The sequence below is a fragment of the Burkholderia sp. NLJ2 genome (genome assembly GCF_049487195.1).
GTDB lineage: Bacteria > Pseudomonadota > Gammaproteobacteria > Burkholderiales > Burkholderiaceae > Burkholderia > Burkholderia pyrrocinia.
On the sequence record NZ_CP137810.1, the window covers coordinates 98,650 to 124,698 of the forward strand.

The window sequence follows — 26,049 nt, forward strand, 5'->3', positions numbered from 1 at the left end:
CGATGAATACGATCAAACGAATCGATCCGCGCCGGCCGTTCATCATCACGGCCGCGGGCCTGAAGCGCATCACGCTCGGCGAGGAAGGCAGCGCCGACGCGAGCGCCGCGCACTGGTCCGCGCACGGCCACGCGGCTGCCGCGAAGCCGCGCCGCGCGGTGCAGGAGCCGAAGCACGTGATGCTGGTGGTCGCGCACGGCGAACGCGGCGCGCTCGACGATCATGCGCGGCAGGCGATCGCCGCCGCCGCGCTGCTCGCCGATGCCCAGACCGAAGTCGCGCTGCTCGCATTCGGCGAACTGAAGGACGACGTGGCCGAACTCGGCGTCGACAAGCTGGTTGAACTCGGCGGCTTCGATCGCCGCGCATTCGATCCTGAAAGCGAATTGCAGGCATTGCAGGCGTGTGTCGCAGCACTCGCACCGAAACACGTGTTCGTGCCCGACAACGCAACGGGCGACGGCGATCTCGGCCGGCGTTACGCGGCGGCTGCCGGCGCGAGCGTCGCGACCAACGTCGTCGAGATCGACGCGAAGCATGTCGGCGCGTATGCGCAGGCCGGCCGCGCGTTCGCGACGCGCGCGCTGCCCGATGTGATCCTGCTCGCGCAGAACGCGGTCGACGCAAAGCTGCCGTTCGTCGGCGCGGGCGAACGCCTGGCCGCCGACTTCATCCGCCCGGCCCATGACGCCGCGCAGCCGTATCGCGATCTGGGCCTCGAGGAAATCGATGCGGCGCGGGTCGCGCTCGAGGAAGCCGACTTCATCGTGTCGGCCGGCAACGGCGTGTCCGACATCGGCGCGTTCGAGCGGCTGGCCGGCGCATTCGGCGCGGCGATCGGCGCGAGCCGCGTCGCGGTCGACAACGGCCACTTCACGCGCGACAAGCAGGTCGGCGCGACCGGCAAGACGGTCGAGGCGAGCGTGTATATCGCGTTCGGCATCTCGGGCGCGGTGCAGCACCTGCAGGGGATCAAGGACTGCCGCCACGTGATCGCGGTGAACCTCGACGGCAGCGCGCCGATCGCGAAGCGCGCGAACCTGACGGTAGTCGGCGATGCGCAGGCGACGATCGCCGCGCTGATCGAACAGGTGCAGGCCGCGCGGGTCGCGCGCGGACAATCGCCGGCCGCGGTCGGCAACCGTGAACCGGAAGGAGTCGCCGCATGAACGCCCCTCGCCAGTTGCAACGCATCGCGGTGCTCGTGTCCGTCGGCCGGCACCCGGTCAGCGGCGTCGCACGCTACAGCCGCAACGATGCGGCCGCGCTCGAAACCGGCCGCCAGCTCGCGGAACGGCATCGCGCGCAGCTCGACGTGATCCATGCAGGCGACCCCGCGAATGCGGCGCTTGCCGAATATCTGGCGCTCGGCGCGCGGGAGGTCGAGGTGCTGGCCTGCCGCGACGACGCCGACGCCGTGCACGCGCTCGCCGCGCGCATCGAAGGCTACGACCTCGTGCTGACCGGCACGCGCGCCGAGGGCGCGTACGACACCGGGATGCTGCCGTATCGCGTCGCCGCCGCGCTCGGTTATCCGCTCGTCGGCTCGGCCGTCGACGTGACGATCGAAGACGGTCGCGCGGCCGTCCGGCAATTCTTGCCGAAGGGGCTGCGGCGGCGCGTCGATGCGGTGCTGCCGGCCGTCGTCGCCGTCCATCCGCTCGCCAATGCCGAGCCGCGCTACGCGTATGCGCGGCTGCGTGCCGGTGCGATCCGGCCGGCGCTCGCGGCGCCCGGTGCGGACGCCGACGCGGCCGCGTGGACGGTCGGTCCGGTCGAGCGTAAACCCGTAAAACTGGTCGCCGCCGAGAAGCGCTCCGGGCATGCCCGGATGCTGTCCGCGACGACGACCGAAAGCCGTGGCGGCAACGTCGTAAATGAAGGGAGTTCGGTCGAAAAAGCACAAGTGATCCTCGCGTATTTGCGCGAGCATCAGCTCATCGACTACTGATTTTGATGCCTGTCGGCAAGAACCCAGGGATGCAAGGAATCCGGAGCAAACGATGAAAGTATCGGCAGACATTCGTGCATTGATCGAGCGGCGCAAGGAAGGGCACAGCCTCGACGCACCGTTCTACACGAGCGAGGACATTTTCGCGCTCGACATGGAGGCGATTTTTCGCCAGCACTGGATCCAGGTGGCGGTCGAGCCGGACATTCCCGAGCCGGGCGACTACGTGACCGTGGAGTTGGGGAGCGATTCGATCCTGATCGTGCGCGACGACGACATGGCGATCCGCGCGTTCCACAACGTGTGCCGTCACCGCGGCGCGCGCCTGTGCAACGAGGACAAGGGCTCGGTCGGCAACATCGTGTGTCCGTACCACAGCTGGACCTACAACCTGACGGGCCAGCTGATGTTCGCCGAGCACATGGGCGAGAAGTTCGACCGCTGCAAGCACAGCCTGAAGTCGGTGCACGTCGAGAACCTCGCGGGCCTGATCTTCATCTGCCTCGCCGACGAGCCGCCGGTCGACTTCGCGACGATGCGCGCGGAGATGGAGCCGTACCTGCTGCCGCACGACCTGCCGAGCACGAAGATCGCCGCGCAGATCGACATCATCGAGGAAGGCAACTGGAAGCTCACGATGGAGAACAACCGCGAGTGCTATCACTGCGTCGCGAACCATCCGGAGCTGACGATCTCGCTGTACGAATACGGTTTCGGCTACCAGCGTTCCGACGCCAACGCCGAGGGCATGGACGCGTTCGCGGAGACGTGCATCCGGCGCGGGAAGGAGTGGGCCGAGATGGGCCTGCCATCCGCCGAGATCGAAAAGCTGCACGATGTGACGGGCTTCCGTACGCAGCGCCTGCCGCTCGATCGCCACGGCGAATCGCAGACGCTCGATGCGAAGGTCGCGTCGAAGAAGCTGCTGGGTGGATTCGACAAGGCCGATCTCGGCGGGCTGTCGTTCTGGACGCAGCCGAACTCGTGGCACCACTTCATGAGCGATCACATCGTGACGTTCTCGGTGATCCCGCTGTCGGCCGGCAAGACGCTGGTGCGCACGAAGTGGCTCGTGCACAAGGATGCGAAGGAAGGCGTCGACTACGACGTGAAGAACCTCACGGCCGTGTGGAACGCGACCAACGACCAGGATCGCGCGCTCGTCGAATTCTCGCAGCGCGGCGCGACCAGCAGCGCGTACGAGCCGGGTCCGTATTCGCCGTACACGGAAGGTCTCGTCGAAAAATTCTCGGCCTGGTACATCGGCCGGCTCGCCGAAAAAACCGGCGAATAGTCAGTACATAGCAGCGGACAAGCGGAGCAAGACATGATGCGAGATGCGGCCAATTTCGAGCCGACGGACAGCCGGGTGACGCGCCCGGCGTTCTGGAACGCGCTTCCCGAGCGCTGGACAAGCGACGTCGAGGAAACGCTGGTGTGCTGCCAGGTGCGGCAGGAAACGCACGACGTGAAGAGTTTCTTCTTCCGTTCGCCGCAGGGCCGTTCGTTCTCGTTCGAACCCGGGCAGTTCCTTACGCTCGAGCTCGACATCGACGGCGAAACGATCAACCGCTGCTACACGATCTCGTCGTCGCCGGCGCGGCCGCATACGGTGTCGATCACCGTCAAGCGCGTGCCGGGCGGCAAGGTGTCGAACTGGCTGCACGACAACCTGCAGCCGGGTGCATCGGTACGCGTGCTCGGCCCGGCCGGCGAATTCACGTGCGCGCGGCATCCGGCGCGCAAGTACCTGTTCCTGTCGGCCGGCTCGGGCGTCACGCCGCTGATGTCGATGAGCCGCGCGCACCATGATCTCGCGGAAGATCGCGACATCCTGTTCGTGCACAGCGCGCGTACGCCGGACGACATCATCTTCGCGCGCGAGCTCGACCTGATCGCGTCGAATCACACGAATTTCCGCACGTCGTTCGTCGTCGAGCGCCTGGGCGCGCGCACGAACTGGCCGGGCGTCACGGGTTTCCTGACGCTGCCGCTGCTGAAGCTGATCGCGCCGGATTTCATGGAACGCGAAATCTTCACGTGCGGCCCCGCGCCGTACATGAAGGCCGTGCGCGATCTGCTCGACGAAGCCGGGTTCGATCGCAAGCAGTATCACGAGGAGAGCTTCTCGTTCGAAACGCTCGCGCAGACCGCGAGCGACGAGCTGCTCGCCGATCTCGAGCCGCCGGCCGAAGGCGGCGACGCCGGGACGAAGCAGTACACGGTCAGCTTCGCGAAGAGCAATCGCGAGATCGCGTGCGGCTCGGAGCAGCACGTGCTCGACGCGGCACGCCAGTCGGGCGTGCGGCTGCCGGCCTCGTGCACGCAGGGCATGTGCGGCACCTGCAAGGTGAAGCTCGTGTCGGGGCAGGTCGAGATGAAACACAACGGCGGTATCCGCCAGCGCGAGATCGACCAGGGGATGGTGCTGCTGTGCTGCAGCAAGCCGCTGTCCGATCTCGTGATCGACAAGTAGTCAAATCGCGCCATCGGCTGTCCGGACGCGTCGCGCCCGGACAAGCATCCGTCGGAAAACAACGATACCGCGGATTTGTGGTTGAAGAACCTAGAGAGGCAACGCGCGCTGGCGCATATCAAGGAGATCGACCATGAAGTTGTTCGGAAAACTGTTGTGGACCGGCGCACTGTCGGCGATGGTGGCACTGAGCGCATCGGCGCTTGCCGATACCAAGCCGACACTGAAGCTCGGCTACGTCGAAGGCTGGGACGATAGCGTCGCGACGACGAACGTCGCCGCGCGCATCATCGAGAAGAAGCTTGGCTACCAGGTGCAACTCGTGCCGGTCGCGGCCGGCGTGATGTGGCAGGGCGTCGCGCGCGGCGACCTCGACGCGACGCTGTCCGCGTGGCTGCCGGTCACGCACGGTTCGTACTGGGATCAGTACAAGACCAAGGTGGTTGATCTCGGCGCGAACTTCAACGATGCGAAGATCGGTCTGATCGTGCCCGCGTACGTGAAGGCGAAAAGCATCGACGACCTGAACGCGGAGAAGGCCGACTTCGGCGGCCGCATCGTCGGGATCGACGCGGGTGCTGGCGTGATGCGCAAGACCGACGAGGCGATCAAGAACTATGGTCTCAACTATTCGCTGATGCCGAGTTCGGGCAGTGCGATGACGGCCGAACTCGCGCGCTCGGTCAACGCGAACAAGCCGGTCATCGTGACGGGCTGGGCGCCGCACTGGATGTTCGCGAAGTGGAAGCTGCGCTTCCTCGAGGATCCGAAGAAGGTGTTCGGCGGCGCGGAGCACGTTGACAGCGTCGCGAATCCGGGCCTCGAAGCGAAAGCGAAACCGGTCGTCGCGTTCCTGAAGAAATTCCAGTGGAAGCCGGGCGAAATCGACAGCGTGATGCTGGCGATCCAGAACGGTTCGAAGCCGGAAGCGGCCGCCGACGCGTGGATTGCGGCGCATGGCGACCGTGTGAATGCGTGGACGGAAGGCGCGCAGTAATTCGCAGCAGGAAAGACTAAAACAAGCGGTCGGGGATGGTTTGCAGGATTCCGAAGTAATTGGGTTTCTATGCGGCCATACCCCGGCCTTTTTTTCTGATTCTGCAAGAAAGACCGTAAATTGCTACACTACGGTCCTTGTGCGGAGTCATCTGCTTTGCATCGGACCAGAGTAAGCGCTGAAGCGCTAACTCTGATCGAGAGGAGGAATTGGATGAGTCAAGCAGGACTGCGTGCGAACAGCACCAGTGATGTCGAGGCAACCATCTCACATGATTCGACGGGCCACACGCTGCATCGTGGCCTGACTTGGAAAGACGCATTCTGGGTAACGAGCGGCGTGCCGGCAGGCGTGCTGTTCACGATCGGCGGTGTATGCGTGACGATCGGCCAGCCCGCGTGGGCGATCTGGATCGCCGCGATCACGATGGGGCTGATCCAAAGCGCGACTTATGCGGAAATATCGGGGCTATTTCCTCATAAATCGGGTGGCGCGTCCGTATATGGCGCGATCGGCTGGGTCCGTTACAGCAAGCTGATTGCCCCGGTTTCCGTGTGGTGCAACTGGCTCGCGTGGTCGCCGATGCTTGCACTCGGCTGCGGCCTCGCGGCGAGCTACGCGCTCACGAGTCTCTTTCCCGCCGACGCGGCGGTGCTGCACTGGCAGCTCAAGGTTGCGGATCTCGGGTTCATCAAGCCAGGTCTGTCCCTGCGGATCAACGCGACGTTCATCATCGCGACGATCCTGCTTCTCATCACGTTCAAGCTTCAGCACAGCGGCGCATCGAAGGCTGCACGCACGCAGCGCATTCTCGGCATTGCATCGCTCACGCCGCTTCTGATCGTCGGCATTGTGCCGTTCGTCACCGGCGACGTGCCGATGTCGAACCTGCTCCCGCTGCTGCCGCTCGGTCACGACGCGCAAGGCAACGTCACGGCCGCCACCTTTGGTTCGTGGAACGGGCAGGGTGTGACGATGGCGCTCGGTGCGATGTTCATGGCAGGCTGGGCGTCGTACGGCTTCGAGACGGCCGTCTGCTACACGCGCGAATTCCGCGATCCGCGCCGCGACACCGCGAAGGCGATCTTCTGGTCGGGCGCGCTGTGTCTCGTCGTGATGACGCTCGTGCCGCTGGCGTTCCAGGGCGCGCTCGGCACGCAGGCGATGCTCGATCCGGCGATCGGCGACGGCACCGGCGTTGCGGCCGCGATGGCGAAGATCGTCGGCGGCGGCGCGTGGGTTGCGAATGCGGTCGTCGTGATGCTGATGCTGTCGATCCTGCTGATCGTGATGACGTCGATGATGGGCTCGTCGCGCACGCTGTACCAGGCATCGGTCGACGGCTGGCTGCCGAAGTACCTGTCGCACGTGAACGAGCACGGCTCGCCGACGCGTGCGATGTGGACCGATCTCGGCTTCAACCTCGTGTTGTTGATGATGTCGGACTACATGACGGTGCTGTCGATCTCGAACGTCTGCTACATGTTGTTCGTATTCCTGAATCTTCAGTCGGGCTGGATCCACCGGATGGATCGCGGCAACTGGGATCGGCCGTTCCGTTGCCCGACATGGCTGCTCGTCGGCGGTGCGATCTGCGGGTACGCGAACCTCGTGTATGTTGGCGCGGGCGCGAACCTGCAGGGCGAAGGTACGCTGCGCAACGGCTTGATCGCGATGTTGTTGATCGTGCCGGTGTTCCTGTATCGCCACTACTGGCAGGACCGTGGCCGGTTCCCGGAGCAGATGCAGCGCGACATGGAGCTCGAAGTGCCGAAGCGCGCGATGTGGCTGAATCTGATGCCTTACGCGGCGCTGATCGGCGCGGGGCTGACGATCTGGTTGTCGTATTACCTTGCATGGGTGAAGTGACGAGGTAATGCGTGCATCGCTGCGCGCGATGGCCGCGGAATCCGCACACGGGGCCGTCACGCGAAGCGTCAGATGCAACGAGATAGCAAAAAGGCCCGACGGTTCACCCGTCGGGCCTTTTTTCGTGTTCTTCGCGTTCGAACGAGCGCGCCGCCCGCCTACGAAAACACCACCGTCCGATCCCCGTTCAAAAACACCCGCCGCTCGATGAACGCCTTCACCGCGCGCGCAAGCGTGATGCTTTCGACATCGCGCCCCACCGCGAGCAGCTGCTCGGGACGCAGCGCGTGATCCACACGCTCGACGACCTGTTCGATGATCGGGCCTTCGTCGAGATCGTCGGTGACGAAGTGCGCAGTCGCGCCGATCAGCTTCACGCCGCGCGCATGCGCCTGGTGATACGGCTTCGCGCCCTTGAACCCGGGCAGGAACGAGTGATGAATGTTGATCGCGCGATTCGCGAGCTTCGCACTCGTCTCCTGCGACAGCACCTGCATGTAGCGCGCGAGGATCACGAGCTCGGCGCCGCTCGATTCGAAGAAGTCGAGCCACTGCGCTTCCTGCTGCGCCTTCGTATCGGCCGTGATCGGGAAGTGCCGGAACGGCAGCCCGTGCTGCGCGGCCATCGGCTCGAAATCGGGGTGGTTCGACACGATGCCGACGATGTCCATCTTCAGTTCGCCCATCCGCCAGCGGAACAGCAGGTCCGCGAGGCAGTGCTCGAGCTTCGACACCATGATCAGGACCTTCGGCCGCGCGTTCACGTCGTGGATCGCCCATTGCATGTCGCCGCCGAGGCCGGCCGCGATCGGCGCGAACTCCTGGCGCAGCGCGTCGATCTGCAGCGTTTCATCCGTCGGATGAAAGACGCAGCGCACGAAGAAGCGGTTGCTGAGATCGTCGTCGAACACGTTCAGCGCATCGACATAACAGCGATGGCGATCGAGAAAGCCGACGACGGCGGCGACCTGGCCGGCCGCGCTCGCGCACGACAGCGTCAGGACGAATTGATCGGGGCGGTGCTCGGCGTTCATGAGACTCCTCGGTTGGCATGGGGCGCATGGCCGTGCGGCAGCGCACGAAAGCGCCGCGCCGCGCGGGTTGCGGGAGACTCAAGTAAATCAGGACGATTTTGGGGAGGATAGAACCAACGCGCCGTGTGGCTGGTATCGGCGCGCCAGCGCGCGGGGGCGGGCCGGTCAGGCGCTCGCGCACGCGTCGAGCAGCCAGCGCCGGAACACGTGGGTCGCGTCCGGCTCGGGCCGCTGCGGCGGCCGCACCAGGAAGTAGCCGCGCGACGTGACGACGGGCGCGTCGATGAGCTTCACGAGCTGCCCGGACGCGACGAGCTCGTCGACGAGCGGCGACCAGCCGAGCGCGACGCCTTCGCCGAGCAGCGCCGCGTGGATCACGAGCGCATAGCTGTTGAAGGTCACGCCGCGCGCGGCGGCCGTCGTGTCGAGGCCGTGCGCGTCGAACCAGCCGGACCACGACAGCCAGCGCTCGGGGCGCGTCGGCTGCACGTGCAGCAGCGGCAGCGCGAGCAGGTGGTCGGCCCGCGCGACGTGCGGATGCGCGTCGCGAAACGCGGGCGAGCACACGGGCGTGACGGATTCCGGAAAGAGCCGCGCGGCCGTGCACGACGGCCAGTGGCCGTCGCCGAACAGGATCGCAATGTCGCCGTGGTCGCGCTGCGCGTCGTAATCCTGTGACGTGACGACGCGCACGTCGACATCCGGCATCACGCGCTTCAGGCCCGCGAGGCGCGGCATCAGCCAGTAGGTCGCGAAGCCGAAGTCGGTGACGATCGTGAGCGCGCCGTGCTCGCGGCGCGCGCGCAGCGTCGCGGTGGCGCCGCGCAGCGTGTCGAGGCTCAGCCGCACGGCTTCGTACAGGCACTGCCCGTCGGCCGTCAGCGTGACGCCGCGCGGGCTGCGCTCGAACAGCGGCACGCCCAGCTCGGCCTCGAGCTGGAACACCTGCTGGCTCACGGCCGGCTGCGTCGAGCCGAGCTCGCGTGCGGCGGCCGTGAAGCTCGCGAGCCGGGCAGCCGATTCGAATGCGCGCAGCGCCTGCATCGACGGTAACGGTTCGGATTTCGACATAAGTCCTTCTAATGGCCCCATAAGGGCAGGACGCCTACCCGCCCGAATTCGGGCGGGCGATAGTGCATCGGACGGTACGGCACACGCGCTTCACGGCCGCCGCACCAGGCCTTTCCGCGATTTGAGTGCAGTGTTCGGCGCTAATCGGCACTTATGAGCCGCGCCTTCGCGCCCGTGGCGGTGTTGCAAATCCTCGCGATGCCACACTGGGCATCGCTGCGGTTTGCACCTTGCCACGAACGCGAATCCGCAGGCCCATAAGCACCGCTTAGCACCGAACACTACACGAACCAGTCGCGGCGGGCACGCGCGGCACTTTCTGCGGACCGCATCCGTCATGCCGGACAACTCGCCGCCCGAGCGGCGCACCGTTCCATTCGAACACCGTTTTCCCCACGATCGCCGATGACGAACCCGACACCCAACATCCTGATCCTGATGGCCGACCAGCTCACGCCGTTCGCGCTGCCGGCGTACGGCAACCGCGTCGCGCGCACGCCGACGCTCGACCGGCTTGCCGCGCAAGGCGTGGTGTTCGACGCCGCGTATTGCGCGAGCCCGCTGTGCGCGCCGTCGCGTTTCTCGCTGCTGACCGGCAAGCTGCCGTCGGGGATCGGCGCCTACGATAACGCCGCCGAATTGCCGGCGCAAACGCTGACGTTCGCGCACTACCTGCGCGCGGGCGGCTACCGGACGATGCTGTCCGGCAAGATGCATTTCTGCGGGCCCGACCAGTTGCACGGGTTCGAGGAGCGGCTCACGACCGACATTTATCCGGCCGATTTCGGCTGGGTGCCCGACTGGGACAGCCCGACGGAGCGGCCGAGCTGGTATCACAACATGAGTTCGGTGCTCGACGCGGGCCCGTGCGTGCGCACGAACCAGCTCGATTTCGACGACGAAGTCACGTTCGCCGCGAAGCAGAAGCTGTACGACGTCGCGCGCGAACGCGCGGCCGGGCACGATGCGCGGCCGTTCTGCATGGTCGTGTCGCTGACCCATCCGCACGACCCGTATGCGATCACGCGCGAATACTGGGATCTGTATCGCGACGACGAGATCGACATGCCGGCCGTGCGGCTCGATGCGGCGGACAGCGACCCGCATTCGCAGCGGCTGCGCTTCGTCTGCGAGAACGACCGCACGCCGCCGACCGACGCGCAGATTCGCGCCGCACGCCGCGCGTACTACGGCGCGACGTCCTACGTCGACACGCAGTTCGGCAGCGTGCTCGCCGCGCTCGAGCAGTGCGGGTTCGCCGACGACACGATCGTGATCGTCACGTCCGACCACGGCGACATGCTCGGCGAGCGCGGGCTCTGGTACAAGATGACGTTCTTCGAAGGCGGCTGCCGCGTGCCGCTGATCGTCCATGCGCCGGGCCGTTTCGGCGCCGCGCGCGTGCGCGGGCCGGTGTCGCATGTCGACCTGCTGCCGACGCTCGTCGACCTGGCCGGCGCCGCACCGGCCGGCGGCTGGCCGGCCCCCGGATGGCCGGACCCCGTCGACGGCGCAAGCCTCGTGCCGCACCTGCACGGCATGCCCGCGCACGATGTCGCGCTCGGCGAATACCTCGCGGAAGGCGCGGTCGCGCCGGTCGTGATGATCCGCCGCGGCGACTGGAAGTACGTGCATTGCCCGGCCGATCCCGACCAGCTCTACAACCTCGCCGACGATCCGCGCGAACTGACGAACCTCGCCGGCCTGCCTGAAGCCGCCGACGTGCTCGCGGCGTTTCGCGTTGAAGCCGCGCAGCGCTGGAACCTGCCCGAACTCGACCGGCAGGTGCGCGCGAGCCAGCGGCGCCGGCGCTTCCATTACGCGGCGACGACGCAGGGCCGCATCCACGCGTGGGACTGGCAGCCGTTCACCGACGCGAGCCAGCGTTACATGCGCAATCACATCGAACTCGACACGCTCGAGGCGATGGCGCGTTTTCCGCGTGTCGGGCGCTGAGCGTCCCGCAACGCGAACATAAACGAACGACGGAGGAAGCTGGCGATGGAACGGCAATGCAATGCAGCAATCCGGATCGGCGCGGCGCTCGCCGCGGCGGCCTGCCTGATGGTGGCGCAGGGCGCGCACGCGGCCGACCCGCAGACGTGCAGCGACGTGAAGATGGCGGCGCCCGGCTGGACCGACATCGACGCGACGAACGCAATGGCGGGCGTCGTGCTGAAGGCGCTCGGCTACCGGCAGGACGTGGCGAACCTGTCGGTGCCGATCACGTACCAGGGGCTCAAGAAAGGGCAGGTCGACGTGTTCCTCGGCAACTGGATGCCCGCGCAGGCGCCGCTCGTGAAGCCGTTCGTCGATGAAAAATCGATCGACGTGCTGCACGCGAACCTGAGCGGCGCGAAGTTCACGCTCGCGGTGCCCGACTATGTCGCGGCGGCGGGCGTGCATACGTTCGCCGATCTTGCGCGCTACGCGGACCGCTTCGGCGGCAAGATCTACGGGATCGAGCCCGGCGCGCCGGCGAACCAGAACATCAAGCGGATGCTGTCCGATCACGCGCTCGGCACGGCCAACTGGTCGCTCGTCGAATCGAGCGAGACGGGCATGCTCACGCAGGTCGAGCGCGCGGTGCGCGACAAGCGCTGGATCGTGTTTCTGGCGTGGGAGCCGCATCTGATGAACACGAAGTTCCATCTGACCTACCTGTCGGGCGGCGATGCGTATTTCGGCCCGAACTACGGCGGCGCGACGGTCAACACCGTCACGCGCGCCGGGTTCGCCGGCCAGTGCGCGAACCTTGCGCGGCTGTTCCGGCAGATGACGTTCTCCGTCGACGTCGAGAACCGGATGATCGCCGACATGCTCGACAACAAAACGTCGCCCGCGCTCGCGGCGCAGCATGCGCTGAAGGTCGACCCGGCGCTGGTCGCCGGCTGGCTGGAAGGCGTGACGACGGCCGCCGGCGCACCGGGCCTGCCGGCCGTGCGCGCGGCCCTCGACGGCCGCTGACCCTGCCTCCGGGCGGCCGGTTTTTGCCGTGCCGCCCGTCTACGTGTTTTCCCGACCAGTCGCATCGTGACCATTTGGTGTCGCCTTCAGACGGGTGACCGGAAATATGGGTTTGTATTTTTCGCCAATGGCTGCGTTATTGCGAAAAACGAAATGCCGAAGCCAGCGGGCGAATTGAATTCGAATCCGCCGGCGTATCGCGGCACGCGCCGGGACGAGATTCTTTCCAACGAACGGTTCAGGGAGGGTGGTCGATAATGAAGCACACGAAAGTCGCCGTAGCCGCCGCGCTTGCATGCGCGGCCTGTATTCCCGCCATCGGGCACGCGCAAAGCAGCGTGACGCTGTACGGGATTCTCGACGCGGGCATCACGTATGTGAACAACACCGGTGGCTCGCACGTGGTCAAGTTCGACGACGGCGTCTCATACGGGAACCGCTTCGGCTTGAAGGGCACGGAAGACCTGGGCGGCGGCCTGAAGGCCGTGTTCACCCTCGAGAGCGGCTTCCACCTCAGTAACGGGCAACTCGGCTTCGGTGGCGCCGAGTTTGGCCGGCAAGCGTATGTCGGCCTGCAGAACGACTGGGGCACGCTGTCGTTCGGCAACCAGCTCGACATCACGAACGAACTTGTCTCGATCTACAACATCTCGGCGTGGGGCAGCGGTTATGCGATCCACCAGGGCGACTTCGACCGCTTCAACGGCGACCGCCTGCCGAATTCGGTGAAATTCCTGTCGAGCGACCTCAGCGGCTTCAAGTTCGGCGCGATGTACTCGTTCGGCAACGTCGCCGGCAACTTCCATCGCAACAGCGCATGGAGCGCGGGCGCGAGCTTCACGAAGGGCGACTTCTCGATCGGCGCCGCGTACACGCGCCTGAACAACCCGAACGGCATCTACGCGTTCGACCCGTACGCGATGATCGGCACGCACACGTTCCTCGGCCAGCAGACCGTCACCGTCGATCCGGCGACCGGCGCGCGCACCGACCTGTTCGCGAACACGGCGATGGACGTCGACAGCCAGGGCACGTTCGGCATCGGCTCCAGCTACACGATCGGCAAGCTGACGCTCGACGCCAACTTCTCGTACACGACGATCAAGGGTTTCGGCCAGTCGTCGCACATGCAGGTGTATGAAGGCGGCGGCTTGTACCAGTTCACGCCGGCGCTGAGCCTGATCGCGGGCTACCAGCACACGCGCTTCGAAGGCCATCACTGGAACCAGGGCACGGCGGGCCTGCATTACCTGCTGTCGAAGCGCACCGACGTGTATATCTCCGGCGATTACCTGCGCGCGTCGCAAGGCGTCGATGCGGTGGTCGGCTACAGCTTCACGCCGTCGACGACGCAGACGCAGGCCGACGTGCGGATCGGGATGCGGCATTCGTTCTGAGCGGGGTGGTGTAGGGCAGCAACGTCCTCAGCGAGATCTCTCTTTGGCGCGAACTCCCGTTCGCGCTTTTTTTTGTTTGTTCGCGGATTGCCGGGGTGTCGCTGTCCGACCCCGAACGGACGCTCGCGCGCGATCAAAGCGGCCATTGACGTTCCTGTTCGATGCAGCACGACACATGCACGGTCGCGACTCATCACGCGATTTCTTCTTCGACACAATCGCCGCCAACTTTGGCCAGCGCATTCAGCAACCCTGTTCGCAGCGTGATCAACGCGAGACTCTTTGCATCGAGTTCGGCGAGCTTTGCTTGCAGGCACGCGACCTTTTGCTCAACGCCGAACGTCGGACTTTCCCATACATGGACAACGTCGCCAATTTCCGCCAGCGTGAAGCCCAACGCCTTCGCGTGAACGATCAGCCGTATCCGCTGTAACGAAAGTTCGGAATAGTGCTTGTAAGTGTTCGTCACGTTAGGTTGTGTTGCTTTGTCCAGCAGACCCATACGCTCGTAGTAACGGACGGTGTCGCGCGATACACCCGCCCGCTTGCATAGCTCGCCGATGCGCATGATGCCTCCAATCAATGTCGTGGAGCGTCATTTACGCTTGACCGTTGCCTATAGTCAACGGTTTAGAGTGCAACTCCCGTTCCACTCCATCAGCAGGCCATGAGCAAATCGTTTGATTTTGGCGGAAAAACAGCACTCGTCACGGGTGCATCGTCGGGCATCGGGCGCGCGTTTGCCTATGCGTTGGCCAAACGAGGTGCGAGACTCCTGCTGGTCGCACGCTCTCACGACAAGCTGCGCGATCTGGCCGCAGAACTGCGACGCGACTATGCGTGCGACGCCGATTTTCTGACGGTCGACCTGAGCGCGGCCGACGCCGTCGACACGATCGATCGTCATCTGAAGGGGACCGGCATGTCCGTCGATGTGCTGATCAACAATGCGGGCTTCGCAGCGTACGGGCGCTTTGAAACGATTCCGTCGACACGCCAGCGCGATGAAGTTCTGGTGAACTGCATCGCCGCGATCGAGCTGACTCATCTTCTGTTGCCGGGGATGCAAGCGCGATCCGATGGCGCAGTCATCAACGTCGCGTCAACCGCGGCATTCCAGCCTGATCCGTATATGGCCGTCTACGGCGCGACGAAGGCCTTTCTCCTGTCGTTTTCGGAAGCTGTCTGGGCAGAGAACCGGCATCGGGGCATCCGGGTCGTCGCGCTATGTCCAGGCGCAACGCAAACGGCCTTTTTCGACGTTGTTGGCGCGAAGGAGGCTGCAGTCGGCGTGCCGATGCCGGTCTCGAACGTGGTGCAGGATGCCTTGTGGGCGCTCGATCGCAATCTGAGCTATCGGGTTGTGGGGGTGCGAAATCGACTGCTTGCGAACTTGCAGAGACTACTGAGCCGCCAGATGTCGGCTCGGCTCGTTGAAAAAATCCTTCGCCCAAGAGAAGTTCAGTATCGCGCGACAACCGATCTCAACGCGTAGGGTTGCGCTGTTTCCACATGGTAGTCTCTCGACGTTGCGATCCGCAGATCATCTTCGGCGGATAACCCGACCAACCTCGTTGTCCACTTCGCTGAGGAAACACTGATGGATCGTCCGCAGGCAGTTCCAACGCAGCAGGTATCCAATGAACGCGTGATCGTTACCGAGTGGCGATTTGCACCCGGCGCCGAGACCGGCTGGCATGTTCACGGGCATGACTATGTCGTGGTGCCGCAAACGGACGGCCAACTTCTCCTCGAGACAGCGCAAGGCAACCGGGAGTCGCAACTGCGCGCAGGGCAAAGTTACGCTGGGTTGAAGGGGGTGGAGCATAACGTCGTCAACGAGACGGACCGCGAGGTGGTATTCATCGAGGTGGAGATTCGCTAAGGCAGCGCTTGAGAGGAAGCACGGACGAACGGCCGCTTCGAAGCGGCCCAGCCGACTGACGGCTTGTGGCCGATCTCCGACAGTCTGCCCCGCGTTCCCCGGAAATCCACGACGAACTTTCTTTGCGGTGCGGGACGGGTGCGCCGGTGTCGTGCGCTCCTGCCTCGGCCGATCGAACGGCCGGTTTGTCGTGGTTGACATATCATCGCGGTCTGGCCGCGTCTGCGCTGTCCAGCCGACCGTCTCCACGACCGGGGACCGATATCGCGTCGCGATGGGCAAGTCGTTGCGCAAGCACGCACATGCGCAGGTAGCCGCTCGTTGAGCGGTTGCGTCACGCGCCGCCGATCGCCGAGACTCCGATGACCGCCCCTTTACCCGAACCCGCTCCTTCCTCCCCGTTACCCGCGAACCTGTTCCGTCACGCCCCGTTCCAGCGCTTCTGGGGCACACGCGTGATGTCGTCCCTGGCTTTCCAGATCCTGTCGGTCGCGATCGGCTGGTACGTGTACGCGCTCACGCACAGCGCGTTCGCACTCGGCCTGGTCGGTCTCGCGCAGTTCGTGCCGATGTTCGCGCTGACGCTCGTCGTCGGGCAGGTGGCCGACCGCTACGACCGCCGGCGCATCGCGACGATCTGCCAGGGCGTCGAGGCGCTGGCCGCCGGCGTGTTCCTGCTCGGCGCCGCGCAAGGGTGGCTGACCGCGCCGGCCGTATATGCGCTCGCGGCGATCGTCGGCACGGCCCGCGCGTTCGAGTCGCCGTCGGTTTCGTCGCTGCTGCCGGCCGTCGTGCCGCGCACCGACTTGCCGCGCGCGACCGCGCTGTCGACGTCCGCGAACCAGGCCGCGCAGATCCTCGGTCCCGCGTTCGGCGGGCTGCTTTACGGTGTCGGTGCGCCCGTCGCGTTCGGCACGAGCGTCGTGGCATTCGCGATCGCGGCGGTGCTGAGCGGCACGATTCCGCTGCGCAGCGCGCCGCCTGCACGCGAGCCGGTCACGCTGCGCTCGGTGTTCTCGGGGATCGCGTTCATCCGGCGCGAACCGGCGATCCTCGGCGCGCTGTCGCTCGACCTGTTCGCGGTGTTGTTCGGCGGCGCCACCGCGCTGCTGCCGATCTACGCGCGCGACATCCTGCAGGTCGGCCCGTGGGGGCTCGGCGCATTGCGCGCGGCGCCCGCGGTCGGCGCGCTCGCGGGCACGCTGTGGCTCACGCGTTTCCCACTGAAAGGGCGGCCGGGCCGAGCGATGTTCGGCGGCGTGATCGCGTTCGGCATCGCGACGATCGTGTTCGGGTTGTCGCGGCACTTCGCGCTGTCGCTCGTGGCGCTGGCCGCGCTTGGCGCATCGGATGTGGTCAGCGTCGTGGTGCGCCTGTCGCTCGTGCAGCTTCGTACACCCGACGACATGCTCGGGCGCGTGAGCGCGGTCAATTCGCTGTTCATCGGCACGTCGAACCAGCTCGGCGAATTCGAATCGGGCGTGACGGCCGCATGGTGGGGCGCGCCGACGGCGATCGTCGTCGGCGGTGCCGCGACGATTGCCGTCGCGCTCGCGTGGATGCGGTTGTTTCCTCAGCTCACCAACATGAGGTCGCTCGAGCGCGACGTGTGACGCGCGTCACGCGTCCTGCGTCACGCGCACGGCCGTGCCGTAGCAGATCACTTCCGTGACGCCCGACCCGATCTCGGTCGAGTCGTAGCGCATCGCGACGACCGCGTTCGCGCCGAGCTTGCGCGCATCGGCGAGCATCTTGTCGAATGCCTGCTGGCGTGCTTTTTCGCACAGCGACGTATAGAGCGTGATGTTGCCGCCGAAGATTGTTTGAAGCGATGCACCGAACGAGCCGACGATCGAGCGCGAACGCACGACGATGCCCTGTGCGACGCCGAGCGAGCGGACGGTCGTATGGCCGGGCAGGTCGAATGCGGTCGTGACGCGGGCGGGCGACAGATCGTCGACGGAGCGGGTAGTGTCGGTCATGGCAGGGAAGCGTATAGCGGAGTGGTCGAGTGACGATTCTATCCGGATGGGCGCGTGCGTCCGGTTCGACCGAGTCAATCGCGCGGCACGTGTCGCGCCGTGAAGCCCCCGTGGCGGTCGCGCTGGCTTTGGGCATGCGTCTCTGCGGGACGCTGGACGAGATGGTCCGATCAAAGTCGTCCGGGAGGAAGCGTGTGCGGACCGCGAGCACACGCTTCCGTCATTTCCGGGCGGACAGTCGAACGACCTGGCCGCGCGCCGTCAAGGCTTCACGGCTACGGAGCCACCCCGCCAAGATCGACCGCATAGGCCAGTGCCAGCTTCCCGAACTTCAGCGCATGATTCGCCTGACGATCCGAGTTCTCCAGCGTGTCATTCACGGTATGGATATACGGGCTGTCGTTCTGGTCGGCCTCGAACGGGAACGACGCCGGATAGCCCTGCGCATTCCACGATGCATGATCCGAGCACGCATACCCGCACTGCGACGTGCCGATCGCGAGTTCCGGCAGGTAGGTCTTCGCCAGGTTCGTCAGGTAGGTGTTCTGCGATGCGTTCGTGTAGTCGGTGATCAGGTAGATATCCTTCGGATCGCCCTTGTAGTTCGTCATGTCGAGCTGCAGCACGCCGACCACGTTCGCGTTCTGCGCGCGGAACTGCTTCGCGATCGCCTTCGAGCCGAGCAGGCCGGCTTCCTCGGCCGCGTATCCGACAAACTTGATCGTCCGCTTCGGCCGGTAGTTGTTCGCGAGCAGCACGCGCAGCGCTTCGGTGAGGCTCGCGATGCCCGATGCGTCGTCGTCCGCACCAGGCGAGCGCGTGTTCTCCGTCGTGCGGCCGACGGTCGAATCGAGGTGGCCGCCCAGCACGACGGTGCCGGCGGCCGGATCGCTGCCGCGAATCGTCAGGATCACGGATTTTTGCGGAAAGCCTGCGTGCGCGAACTGCTCGACGCTAATGTCGGCGCGCGATCCCGCCAGTTGCTTCCACTGCAGCGCGAGCCAGTCCGACGCGGCAACGCCGTGCGACGTCGTGTAGTAGCGGTTCGTGAAGCCGGACAGCGACGTGATCGTGCCGACGATGTTGCTAGCCTGCAACTGCTGGATCCAGGTGCCGATCTGCGGGGCGTTCGACACCTTGTATGCAGGTGCCGCGGCCTGCTTCGCGAGCGTTGCCGGCAACGGCTGAAGCGCCTGGCGCGCTTCGTCGAACGAGTCGTGCACGACATAACCGGGCCCGTGGCCGCGCGTGTGGTGGACGGCATGGGCCAGTTCGCCGAGTCGTGAATCGTCGATCTCGACGACGTGAACCGTTTCGCGGCGCGCGGCGCCGTCGGCCGTCTTGCCGGCATCGACCGTTGTGCTGTATTGCGTGGTTGCGCTCGCATCGATGCGTTGAAGCTGGCGGAACGCCGCATCGCCGAGCGTGATCCAGACGGGGGCCGCATGCGCGGCGGCGGTCAACAGCATGCCGCCCAGCGCGGCGCTCAGATGAGTCAGTTTCAGAGTAGGCATGTTCGATCTCGCGAGGGTAACGATGTCGAGGAGGAGGGCGCGCCGCAGGTCGTGCGATGCGCCCCCGCCTGCTGCGGAATTACGACTTCTGCGGCACGGTCACGCCGTACGTGCAGCTCTTGTTGTACGCATTGCCGATCGCCGTGAGTTGCGCGTTGCTGTAGCCGAGCGCGGAGGCGGCCGTCAGCACGGCCTGCGCGGCGGCCTTCTGGTTGGTCGAGCTGTTGGTCATCGACAGGCCTTTCAGGAATGCCTTGTCCATCGCCTGCGCGCCGATCGCGTCGCGCGCGACGAGGTTGCACGATGCCCAGTACTGGCCGGCCGTATGGATTTCCGCACCACGCGCCTGTGCATAGGTGCGCCCGACGTTCCAGTTGGTCACGCGGCCGCCCCAGTATTCGTTGTGGCCGTCCCAGTTGTAGACCCAGTGATACTGCGCGTCGGTCGGGCTCCACTGGTTGAAGTCGCGGCTGTAAGCGGCGGCGAGATAGTCGCCGGTGCCTTCCGAAAGACCTTCCTGTTGCGACAGGCCGCCGTTGGTCACCCAGTCGTGGATGCCGTGGCCGAGTTCGTGGATCACGACGTCCGCATCTTCCGCATCGTCGACGCCGCCTTGCCCGAAGGTCAGCCGGCCGCTGCTCGACGAGTACGACGAGTTGTCGTCGCCCGATTCGCCGTGCGGGTCGTACTGCACGCCGCCCGTGTACTGGTACGGCAGCGCCTTGATGCCGAGCGTCTGGTTCACGTAGCGCAGGAACGTGTCGATGTGGTAGTACACGTTAACGGCCTCGAAATACAGGTTGCCGCGCGTGAACTCGAACGCGGGCGTCGACTGCAGCGGGCACGCTTTGTCGAGCGGTGCGTCGAAGTCGACGCAGACCGCATACGGACCGGACAGCGCGTAGCGCCCGCCCGACTGCCCGAGATCCTTCAGCGTCACGCGCACGCGTGCGGCCGTGAGCTGGGTCGAATCGGCGTCGTTGTTGTCCTTGTAGCCGGTGCTGCCGTAGCTGCTCTTGGTCGGCGAAAGCGGATCCGGGCGGAACACGAAGCCCGTGCCGTCGGTCGCATAGAACGCCTTGTCCTCGGCGCGCAGCACTTCGCCGCTGCCCGAGTCGATCAGCAGTTCCCAGTCGCCTTTCGGGCCGTCCTGCGGGCGGCCGCGCACCTTCCATGCGGTGTGCGTGCCGGCCTTGTCGACGAACGCGACGAGCTGCGCGTCGAGATTCGTGAAACCGCTCACGCCGAGATACGCGCGGGCACGATCGAGCGCCTGCTGCTGGTCGACGGCCTGCGACTTGCGCGACGTCGCGACCACGCCGTTGATCGTGTTGCTCGCGACGTACAGGATGCGGCCGTCCTTCGCGACCGTCACCGCGATGTCGCTGCCGTACACGGGCAGCCCGGCGGCCTGCTGCTGCAGCCGCACGATGGTGAAGTCGGCATCGTTGCGTTCCGACGTGACGACGAGGCTCGCGAGCGCGGTCGCGTCGAGCCCGAGCTGCGCGGCCTGCGAGGCGATGAAGTCGCGCGCGGTTGCGGCGGGCGTCGCGGCGGCCTTCTTCACGCGATACGCGGGGTTGTACAGCGTGACGGCGACGCCGTCCGCGCGGAACTGCCCGGCAGCCGTATCGGCTTTCGCTGCGGGCGGCGCGACGCCGCGCGTCAGGCTTTCGCGCAGGCTGGCTGCCTGCGGATTCGAGACCTTCGTATCGGCCGCGGCGCCACCGACGATGCCGAAACCGAGCGCAAGACCCAGGGCGAGCGGCAATGCTTTGCGTGATGTCTGCATACGTGATCCTCATCTCAACGGTTGGACACGCCCGCGCGCTCGTGGCGCGCAGGCACGACACGGCCCGTGCGCCGGTTCGATGGAACCGGTGCGGCGAAGCGGTGTTGGGAGCGTCGACTGACTAAGGAAACCTAAATGTCAGGTCGAAAAGAAACAGGCGGGAGCAGGGGTGGGGAAGCAAACGGCAGGCAGGTGCGGCGACGGCGAAGCGAGCATCGTCATGTCATACCCCTCGGATCGATATCGATATCGGTCGGCAGCCTGCGCGGTTCGACGTGCGTCGAATCCAGCCTCTCGTGTCGTTAGGCTGCCTATCTAATTGCGAGGTATGTTACAGAACATTTTCAGCGACATTGCAATTTATTTTCGACGGTCGCTTCAGTCCGTCGATCAATCGCCGGCATTGTTCAGCGAGCGACGGGAAACGCCGCCGGAACGCGCAATTCCGCGCAGGATTGTGATTAAAACCCGCGACGGTCAGCGTGTTGCGCGACGGTCGCTGCGCGGGCTCAAGCCGAACCGTGCGCGATACGTGCGCGAGAAATGCGACGGCGATTCGAACCCGCACGCGACGCACACCGACGTGATGCTCATGTCGGTCTGCTGCAGCAGTTCGCGAGCACGATCGAGGCGCAGGTTCAGGTAGAAGTGCGTCGGCGTGTCGTTCAGCGTCGCGCTGAACAGCCGTTCGAGCTGGCGCCGCGTGATCGATACGTCCTGCGCAAGTGCATCGGAGCCGAGCGGGTTTTCCATGTGCCGCTGCATCGTGCCGATCACCTGGATCAGCTTGCGGTTGTGCACGCCGTAGCGCGCGGCGATCTCGAGCCGCTGGCTGTCCGAGCGCTGCCGGATGCGGCTGACGACGAACTGCTCGGAGATCGCCGCCGCGAGATCGGCACCGTGCCGGCGCCCGATCAGGTCGAGCATCATGTCGATCGACGCTGTGCCGCCCGCACACGTGATGCGCCGGTCGTCGATCTCGAACAGCTCCTGCGTCGCGTTCAGGCCCGGATAGCGTTCGCGGAACGCGGCCAGCGCTTCCCAGTGCAGCGTCAGCGGTTGCGACGCGTCGAACAGCCCGGCTTCCGCGAGCACGAAGCTGCCCGTATCGATGCCGCCGAGCGTCGCACCGTGCCGGTGCTGGCGGCGCAGCCAGTCGCCGATCGCGCGCGTGTAGCACACGAGCGGATCGAAGCCCGCGACGACGAACACCGTATCGACCTGCGCGACGTCCGCGCACGCGGCTTCGGCGGCGACCGGAATGCCGTTGCTCGCGGCGACCGGCGCACCGTCGGCGCTGATCACGTGCCAGCGGTAAAGCTCGGTGCGGAAGCGGTTCGCGACGCGCAACGGCTCGACCGCGGACATGAAGCCGAGTGCGGAGAAGCCGGGCAGCAACAGGAAGTGGAAATCCTCGGGCATCGGGGCAGGGGATGGAATCCGGTGGTCGTCGCACATCGCTCGGGATTGCGGACGGACGGGCACACGCCGCGGCCGACTCGCAGGTGCCGAACGGTCAGCGGGAGATTATCGCGGGTTTTGCCCGGCTTCAGCGCGTTTTTGCGCTGCGCACGGACCGGCGCGCGGTGGTCGACGGCAGTTCGCCGAATTGCGCCTTGTACGCGTTCGCGAAATGGCCGAGATGGATGAAGCCCCAGCGCGCGGCCGCGTCGCTGATCGGCAGGTCGGCCTGGCGCGTGTCGAGCAGCATTCGCCGCACCTGCGACAGGCGCAGCGAGCGCACGTAGTTCAGCGGGCTGGTCTGCACGACCGACTGGAAGCTGTTTTGCATCGTGCGCCGGCTCACGCGCAGTTGCGCGCAAAGGCTCAGGATGTCGACAGGCGCCTCGGGGTGCTCGATCACATGGTCGTGCACGCGGCGCACGATGTCGGCGCGGCACGCTTGCGTGAGCCGGTTCGACGGCTCGGGCATCCGGTACGTGAGGAGATCGACGAGCACGTTGCCGATATCGCCGCGCAGCTCGCGTTGCGCGCGCGGGTCGCCGAACGTGTCGGGCGAGGACAGCACGCGTTCGAGTTGCGTCGCGATCTGCACGCTCGCGCGCATCAGCACGGCCGTCGGCAAGTCGACGACGCCGCGCCGCAGCGTCGCTGCGTCGAGCCGGACATCGGCCGCATCCTCGACCTGCAGCAGCAGGTCGGCATCGACGACGACACCGATCAGCGACATGTCGTCCGGCGAATGCAGTTCGAACGGCGCACCGCCGCGCGCTATCACCATCGTGCCGCGTTCGATGCGCGCGCCGCCGAATGCGAACGCACCCGCGCCGGTGAGCGGCATGCCGAACACCGTGTAACCGGGCGGCAACCGTCCGCGCTGGATGATGCGTACGTTCGCGGCTTCCTGGAACAACTGCATGCCGTCGAGCACCGCGTGCTTGACCGCACTGCGATACGCGCCCGGACCGATCTGGTCGTAGCGCTGGTTCCAGCCGCGCAACGCCTCGGCATGCCGGTCCGCGTCGTCGAACATCTCGTGAAACACGAACACAGCGCCTCCGGTGGGGTCGAGCAGGACCGCGCAAGATTAAACCGACCGAGCGGTCGGCGCAATAAGGTCGAGCGCTATTCCGCGCGCATTCGTCAGAGGGTCGGAAGCCGCGTCCGCACGCGGCTTTCACGCGCATTTCCAATATCCCGAATCGGCACGCACGCGTTGCCGGTCCGGGTGCTGACCGGATTTTTTGTCGAACTACAGTCGCCCCACATCAAGTGAATCCCCAACTGGAGGCGACATGAGGACAAGGCGACGAACCGCGGCGCTCGCGGCGACGCTGGCGTTCGCGGCGGCATGGGTCGGCAGCGCATACGCGACGGAAAAACCCGAGGAGCTGGTCGTGCAGAAGATGCCGCCGTGGCATCCGCACGAGGTCTATATCGTCGACATCTCGATGCCGTCGATGACCGACGGGCGCATCTACGTGTACGACGCCGACGCGAAGAAACTGCTCGGCCAGATCGACGGCGGTTTCGGCCCCGGCTTCGCGATTTCGCCCGACCACAAGACGAGCTTCGTCGCGACGACCTACTTCTCGCGCGGCTCGCACGGCACGCGCACCGACGTCGTCGAGATGACCGACAACACGACGCTCGATCACGCGGGCGAGATCGTGATCCCGCCGAAGCACGGGCAGCATGTGCCGTCGCCGTACAACACCGCGTTCAGCACCGACGGCAAGCGGCTGTACGTCGCGAACATCACGCCGGCCGCGTCGGTGACGGTGATCGATGCCGTCTCGAAGAAGGTGCTGTCGGAGATCGACACGGCCGCGTGCGTGCTCGCGTATCCATCGGGGAACGACCGTTTCACTGCGCTGTGCGAAAGCGGCAAGGCGCTGACCGTCACGCTCGATGCGAACGGCAAGGAAACGAAGCGCACGATGTCGGATGCATTCATCGACGTTGACAAGGACCCGGCGTTCGTGAACGCGTCGCCGTACAAGGGCGCTTATCTGTTCACGACGTACGGCGGCAACGTGCGCAGCGCCGATTTCAGCGGCGACAAGCCGGCGTTCGGCAAGTCGTGGCCGCTGCTGACGGACGCCGAGCGCGCCGAAGGCTGGCGCCCGGGCGGCATGCAGCAGACGGCCGTGCAGGCGAAGCAGAACCGCTACTACGTGCTGATGCACAAGGGCGGCGACGGCTCGCACAAGGATCCGGGCACGCAGGTGTGGGTGGTCGACCTGAAATCGAAGCAACGTGTCGCGCGCTGGGATCTCGCGCAGCAGAAGGTCGATCCGCTCGTGTCGATCCAGGTCAGCGAGGACGACAAGCCGCTGTTCTACGGGCTGACGGCGACGTCCGACCTCGTCGTGATGGACGCGCAAACCGGCAAGCTGCACAACGTCGAGAAGCAGATCGGCAATACGTCGACGCTGCTCGTCAACCCGTGAGGCCGCGATGACCCTCGATCCCGTACTCGCCACCAGCGCGCAGGCCGGCGCGGCCGTCGTCGTGCTGCTCGGCGCCTTCGCGAAGATGCGCCGGCCCACCGCGTTCCGCCACGCGCTTGCCGGTTACCGGCTGCTGCCCGACGCGCTCACCGCGCCCGTCGCGTTCGCGATCCCGCTCGCGGAAGCCGTCGGCGCCGCGGCGCTGCTGTTTCCCGATACGCGCGTGGCCGGCGCGATCGGCCTGATCGTGTTGCTCGTGGTGTTCGCCGCCGGGCTCGCAATCAACCTGCTGCGCGGCCACACCGACATCGACTGCGGCTGTTCCGGCTTCACCGCTGCGCGCGCGGATGCGCCGTGTGGCATCGGCTGGCTGCATGTCGGCCGCGTGCTGCTGCTCGCCGCGCTGGCCGCGACTGCGCTCGTCGAACCGGGTGCGCGCGCGGTCGTGTGGTTCGACTACCTGACGCTGTTCTTCTCCGTATTGCTGACCGTCTGTGCGCTGCTCACCGTCGACGTGCTGCTCGCCAACGTACCGCGCCTTTCCCATCTGAGGAATTCATGATGCAAACCGCTCTCACCGTTTCCACCGCACTGCTGTGGGTTGCCGTTCTCGCGCTCGGCGCGATCTGCCTCGCGCTGGTGCGCCAGATCGGCATCCTGTACGAACGCATCATGCCGGCCGGCGCGCTGATGATCGACAAGGGGCCCGCGGTCGGCGCGATCGCACCGACGTTCGAGCTGACCGACATTCGCGGCTCGCAGGTGAAGGTCGGCGGCATCGACGCGTCGGGCAAGGCGACGCTGCTGTTCTTCCTGTCGCCGACGTGCCCGGTCTGCAAGAAGCTGCTGCCGCTGCTGCCGTCGTTGCAGGCGAGCGAATCGACGCCGGTGAACATCGTGCTCGCGAGCGACGGCGATGTCGACGAGCACGCGCGTTTCGCGCAGAAGCACGACCTCGGGTGCTTCCCGTACGTGCTGTCGCAGGAGCTCGGTCTCGCGTACCAGATCGGCAAGCTGCCGTATGCGGTGCTGCTCGACGAAACCGGCACGGTGCGCGCGAAGGGGCTCGTCAACACGCGCGAGCATCTCGAGAGCCTGTTCGAGGCGATGGAGCGCGGCGTCGCGTCGCTGCAGCAGTTCGTGCATGGCGATCACAGCCACGACGCCCACGCGCAGCACGCATGACCGGCCGAACCTCTT

At 65.9% G+C, this 26,049-nt stretch carries 23 protein-coding genes; 15 read left to right on the forward strand and 8 right to left on the reverse strand.

Features of this window, described 5'->3' with window-relative positions:
- Positions 1–2: 2 nt before the first annotated feature.
- The 6 genes from R9B84_RS22760 to R9B84_RS22785 all read left to right on the forward strand — a co-directional run bounded on the left by R9B84_RS22760 (position 3) and on the right by R9B84_RS22785 (position 7,293).
- Positions 3–1,169: an electron transfer flavoprotein subunit alpha/FixB family protein gene (locus R9B84_RS22760; protein ID WP_423762354.1), complete on the forward strand. Its 1,167-nt coding sequence runs from the start codon at positions 3–5 to the stop codon at positions 1,167–1,169.
- On the forward strand, positions 1,166–1,951 hold the full coding sequence (locus R9B84_RS22765; RefSeq protein WP_423762355.1) for an electron transfer flavoprotein subunit beta/FixA family protein: 786 nt from the start codon (positions 1,166–1,168) through the stop codon (positions 1,949–1,951). The genes R9B84_RS22760 and R9B84_RS22765 overlap by 4 nt, the downstream gene beginning before the upstream one ends.
- Before the next feature lie 52 nt (positions 1,952–2,003).
- The gene (locus R9B84_RS22770) at positions 2,004–3,245 is read left to right on the forward strand and encodes an aromatic ring-hydroxylating oxygenase subunit alpha (RefSeq protein WP_423762356.1); all 1,242 of its coding nucleotides are present in this window, start codon (positions 2,004–2,006) and stop codon (positions 3,243–3,245) included.
- A gap of 33 nt (positions 3,246–3,278) precedes the next feature.
- The gene (locus R9B84_RS22775) at positions 3,279–4,427 is read left to right on the forward strand and encodes an FAD-binding oxidoreductase (protein ID WP_423762357.1); all 1,149 of its coding nucleotides are present in this window, start codon (positions 3,279–3,281) and stop codon (positions 4,425–4,427) included.
- A gap of 133 nt (positions 4,428–4,560) precedes the next feature.
- A complete protein-coding gene (locus R9B84_RS22780) occupies positions 4,561–5,424 on the forward strand; it encodes a glycine betaine ABC transporter substrate-binding protein (RefSeq protein ID WP_423762358.1) in 864 nt (287 codons plus the stop codon).
- 213 nt (positions 5,425–5,637) lie between these two features.
- Entirely contained in the window at positions 5,638–7,293 is a 1,656-nt protein-coding gene (locus tag R9B84_RS22785) for an APC family permease (protein ID WP_423762359.1), read from the forward strand.
- Between the two features lie 158 nt (positions 7,294–7,451).
- Here the strand turns inward: R9B84_RS22785 and purU are convergent, their stop codons facing one another.
- A complete protein-coding gene (gene purU / locus R9B84_RS22790; RefSeq protein ID WP_423762360.1) occupies positions 7,452–8,327 on the reverse strand; it encodes a formyltetrahydrofolate deformylase in 876 nt (291 codons plus the stop codon).
- Between the two features lie 165 nt (positions 8,328–8,492).
- The gene (locus R9B84_RS22795) at positions 8,493–9,398 is read right to left on the reverse strand and encodes a choline sulfate utilization transcriptional regulator (RefSeq protein WP_423762361.1); all 906 of its coding nucleotides are present in this window, start codon (positions 9,396–9,398) and stop codon (positions 8,493–8,495) included.
- A gap of 405 nt (positions 9,399–9,803) precedes the next feature.
- Between R9B84_RS22795 and betC the strand changes: the two genes are divergently transcribed.
- The 3 genes from betC to R9B84_RS22810 all read left to right on the forward strand — a co-directional run bounded on the left by betC (position 9,804) and on the right by R9B84_RS22810 (position 13,762).
- Positions 9,804–11,354 (forward strand): choline-sulfatase, encoded by a 1,551-nt coding sequence (gene betC / locus R9B84_RS22800; RefSeq protein WP_423762362.1) that lies wholly within the window; start codon positions 9,804–9,806, stop codon positions 11,352–11,354.
- Between the two features lie 45 nt (positions 11,355–11,399).
- A complete protein-coding gene (choX, locus tag R9B84_RS22805) occupies positions 11,400–12,365 on the forward strand; it encodes a choline ABC transporter substrate-binding protein (RefSeq protein ID WP_423762363.1) in 966 nt (321 codons plus the stop codon).
- Positions 12,366–12,622: 257 nt separating this feature from the next.
- Positions 12,623–13,762, forward strand: coding sequence for a porin (locus tag R9B84_RS22810; protein WP_423762364.1), 1,140 nt, complete (start codon positions 12,623–12,625; stop codon positions 13,760–13,762).
- 193 nt (positions 13,763–13,955) lie between these two features.
- Here the strand turns inward: R9B84_RS22810 and R9B84_RS22815 are convergent, their stop codons facing one another.
- Positions 13,956–14,330, reverse strand: a complete 375-nt coding sequence (locus R9B84_RS22815; protein WP_423762365.1) for a heavy metal-responsive transcriptional regulator — start codon at positions 14,328–14,330, stop codon at positions 13,956–13,958.
- A 99-nt stretch (positions 14,331–14,429) separates the two neighbouring features.
- Here R9B84_RS22815 and R9B84_RS22820 point away from each other — a divergent pair, with 99 nt between their 5' ends.
- From R9B84_RS22820 to R9B84_RS22830, 3 genes are all read left to right on the forward strand, one after another.
- Positions 14,430–15,257 carry an SDR family NAD(P)-dependent oxidoreductase gene (locus R9B84_RS22820; protein WP_423762366.1) on the forward strand — a complete coding sequence of 276 codons (828 nt, stop codon included), beginning with the start codon at positions 14,430–14,432 and terminating at the stop codon, positions 15,255–15,257.
- Positions 15,258–15,362: 105 nt separating this feature from the next.
- Complete coding sequence (locus tag R9B84_RS22825; RefSeq protein ID WP_423762367.1) at positions 15,363–15,647, forward strand: cupin domain-containing protein; 285 nt, start codon at positions 15,363–15,365, stop codon at positions 15,645–15,647.
- Positions 15,648–16,009: 362 nt separating this feature from the next.
- A complete protein-coding gene (locus R9B84_RS22830) occupies positions 16,010–17,260 on the forward strand; it encodes an MFS transporter (protein WP_423762368.1) in 1,251 nt (416 codons plus the stop codon).
- A 6-nt stretch (positions 17,261–17,266) separates the two neighbouring features.
- On the opposite strand, the gene R9B84_RS22835 is transcribed toward R9B84_RS22830, so the two are convergent.
- The 5 genes from R9B84_RS22835 to R9B84_RS22855 form a co-directional block, all read right to left on the reverse strand.
- Entirely contained in the window at positions 17,267–17,629 is a 363-nt protein-coding gene (locus R9B84_RS22835; protein ID WP_047902547.1) for a YbjQ family protein, read from the reverse strand.
- A 275-nt stretch (positions 17,630–17,904) separates the two neighbouring features.
- Positions 17,905–19,143 (reverse strand): M20/M25/M40 family metallo-hydrolase, encoded by a 1,239-nt coding sequence (locus R9B84_RS22840; RefSeq protein ID WP_423762369.1) that lies wholly within the window; start codon positions 19,141–19,143, stop codon positions 17,905–17,907.
- Between the two features lie 79 nt (positions 19,144–19,222).
- Positions 19,223–20,935 (reverse strand): peptidase, encoded by a 1,713-nt coding sequence (locus tag R9B84_RS22845; RefSeq protein ID WP_423762370.1) that lies wholly within the window; start codon positions 20,933–20,935, stop codon positions 19,223–19,225.
- Between the two features lie 477 nt (positions 20,936–21,412).
- Positions 21,413–22,357, reverse strand: a complete 945-nt coding sequence (locus tag R9B84_RS22850) for a GlxA family transcriptional regulator (RefSeq protein WP_111018779.1) — start codon at positions 22,355–22,357, stop codon at positions 21,413–21,415.
- 127 nt (positions 22,358–22,484) lie between these two features.
- Complete coding sequence (locus R9B84_RS22855) at positions 22,485–23,429, reverse strand: helix-turn-helix domain-containing protein (RefSeq protein ID WP_423763557.1); 945 nt, start codon at positions 23,427–23,429, stop codon at positions 22,485–22,487.
- Positions 23,430–23,691: 262 nt separating this feature from the next.
- Between R9B84_RS22855 and R9B84_RS22860 the strand changes: the two genes are divergently transcribed.
- The 3 genes from R9B84_RS22860 to mauD are packed head-to-tail and all read left to right on the forward strand — an operon-like array spanning position 23,692 to position 26,034.
- The gene (locus tag R9B84_RS22860) at positions 23,692–24,849 is read left to right on the forward strand and encodes an amine dehydrogenase large subunit (RefSeq protein ID WP_423762371.1); all 1,158 of its coding nucleotides are present in this window, start codon (positions 23,692–23,694) and stop codon (positions 24,847–24,849) included.
- A 7-nt stretch (positions 24,850–24,856) separates the two neighbouring features.
- On the forward strand, positions 24,857–25,411 hold the full coding sequence (locus tag R9B84_RS22865; protein ID WP_423762372.1) for a MauE/DoxX family redox-associated membrane protein: 555 nt from the start codon (positions 24,857–24,859) through the stop codon (positions 25,409–25,411).
- On the forward strand, positions 25,408–26,034 hold the full coding sequence (gene mauD / locus R9B84_RS22870) for a methylamine dehydrogenase accessory protein MauD (protein ID WP_423762373.1): 627 nt from the start codon (positions 25,408–25,410) through the stop codon (positions 26,032–26,034). The genes R9B84_RS22865 and mauD overlap by 4 nt, the downstream gene beginning before the upstream one ends.
- The last annotated feature ends 15 nt before the right edge of the window (positions 26,035–26,049 follow it).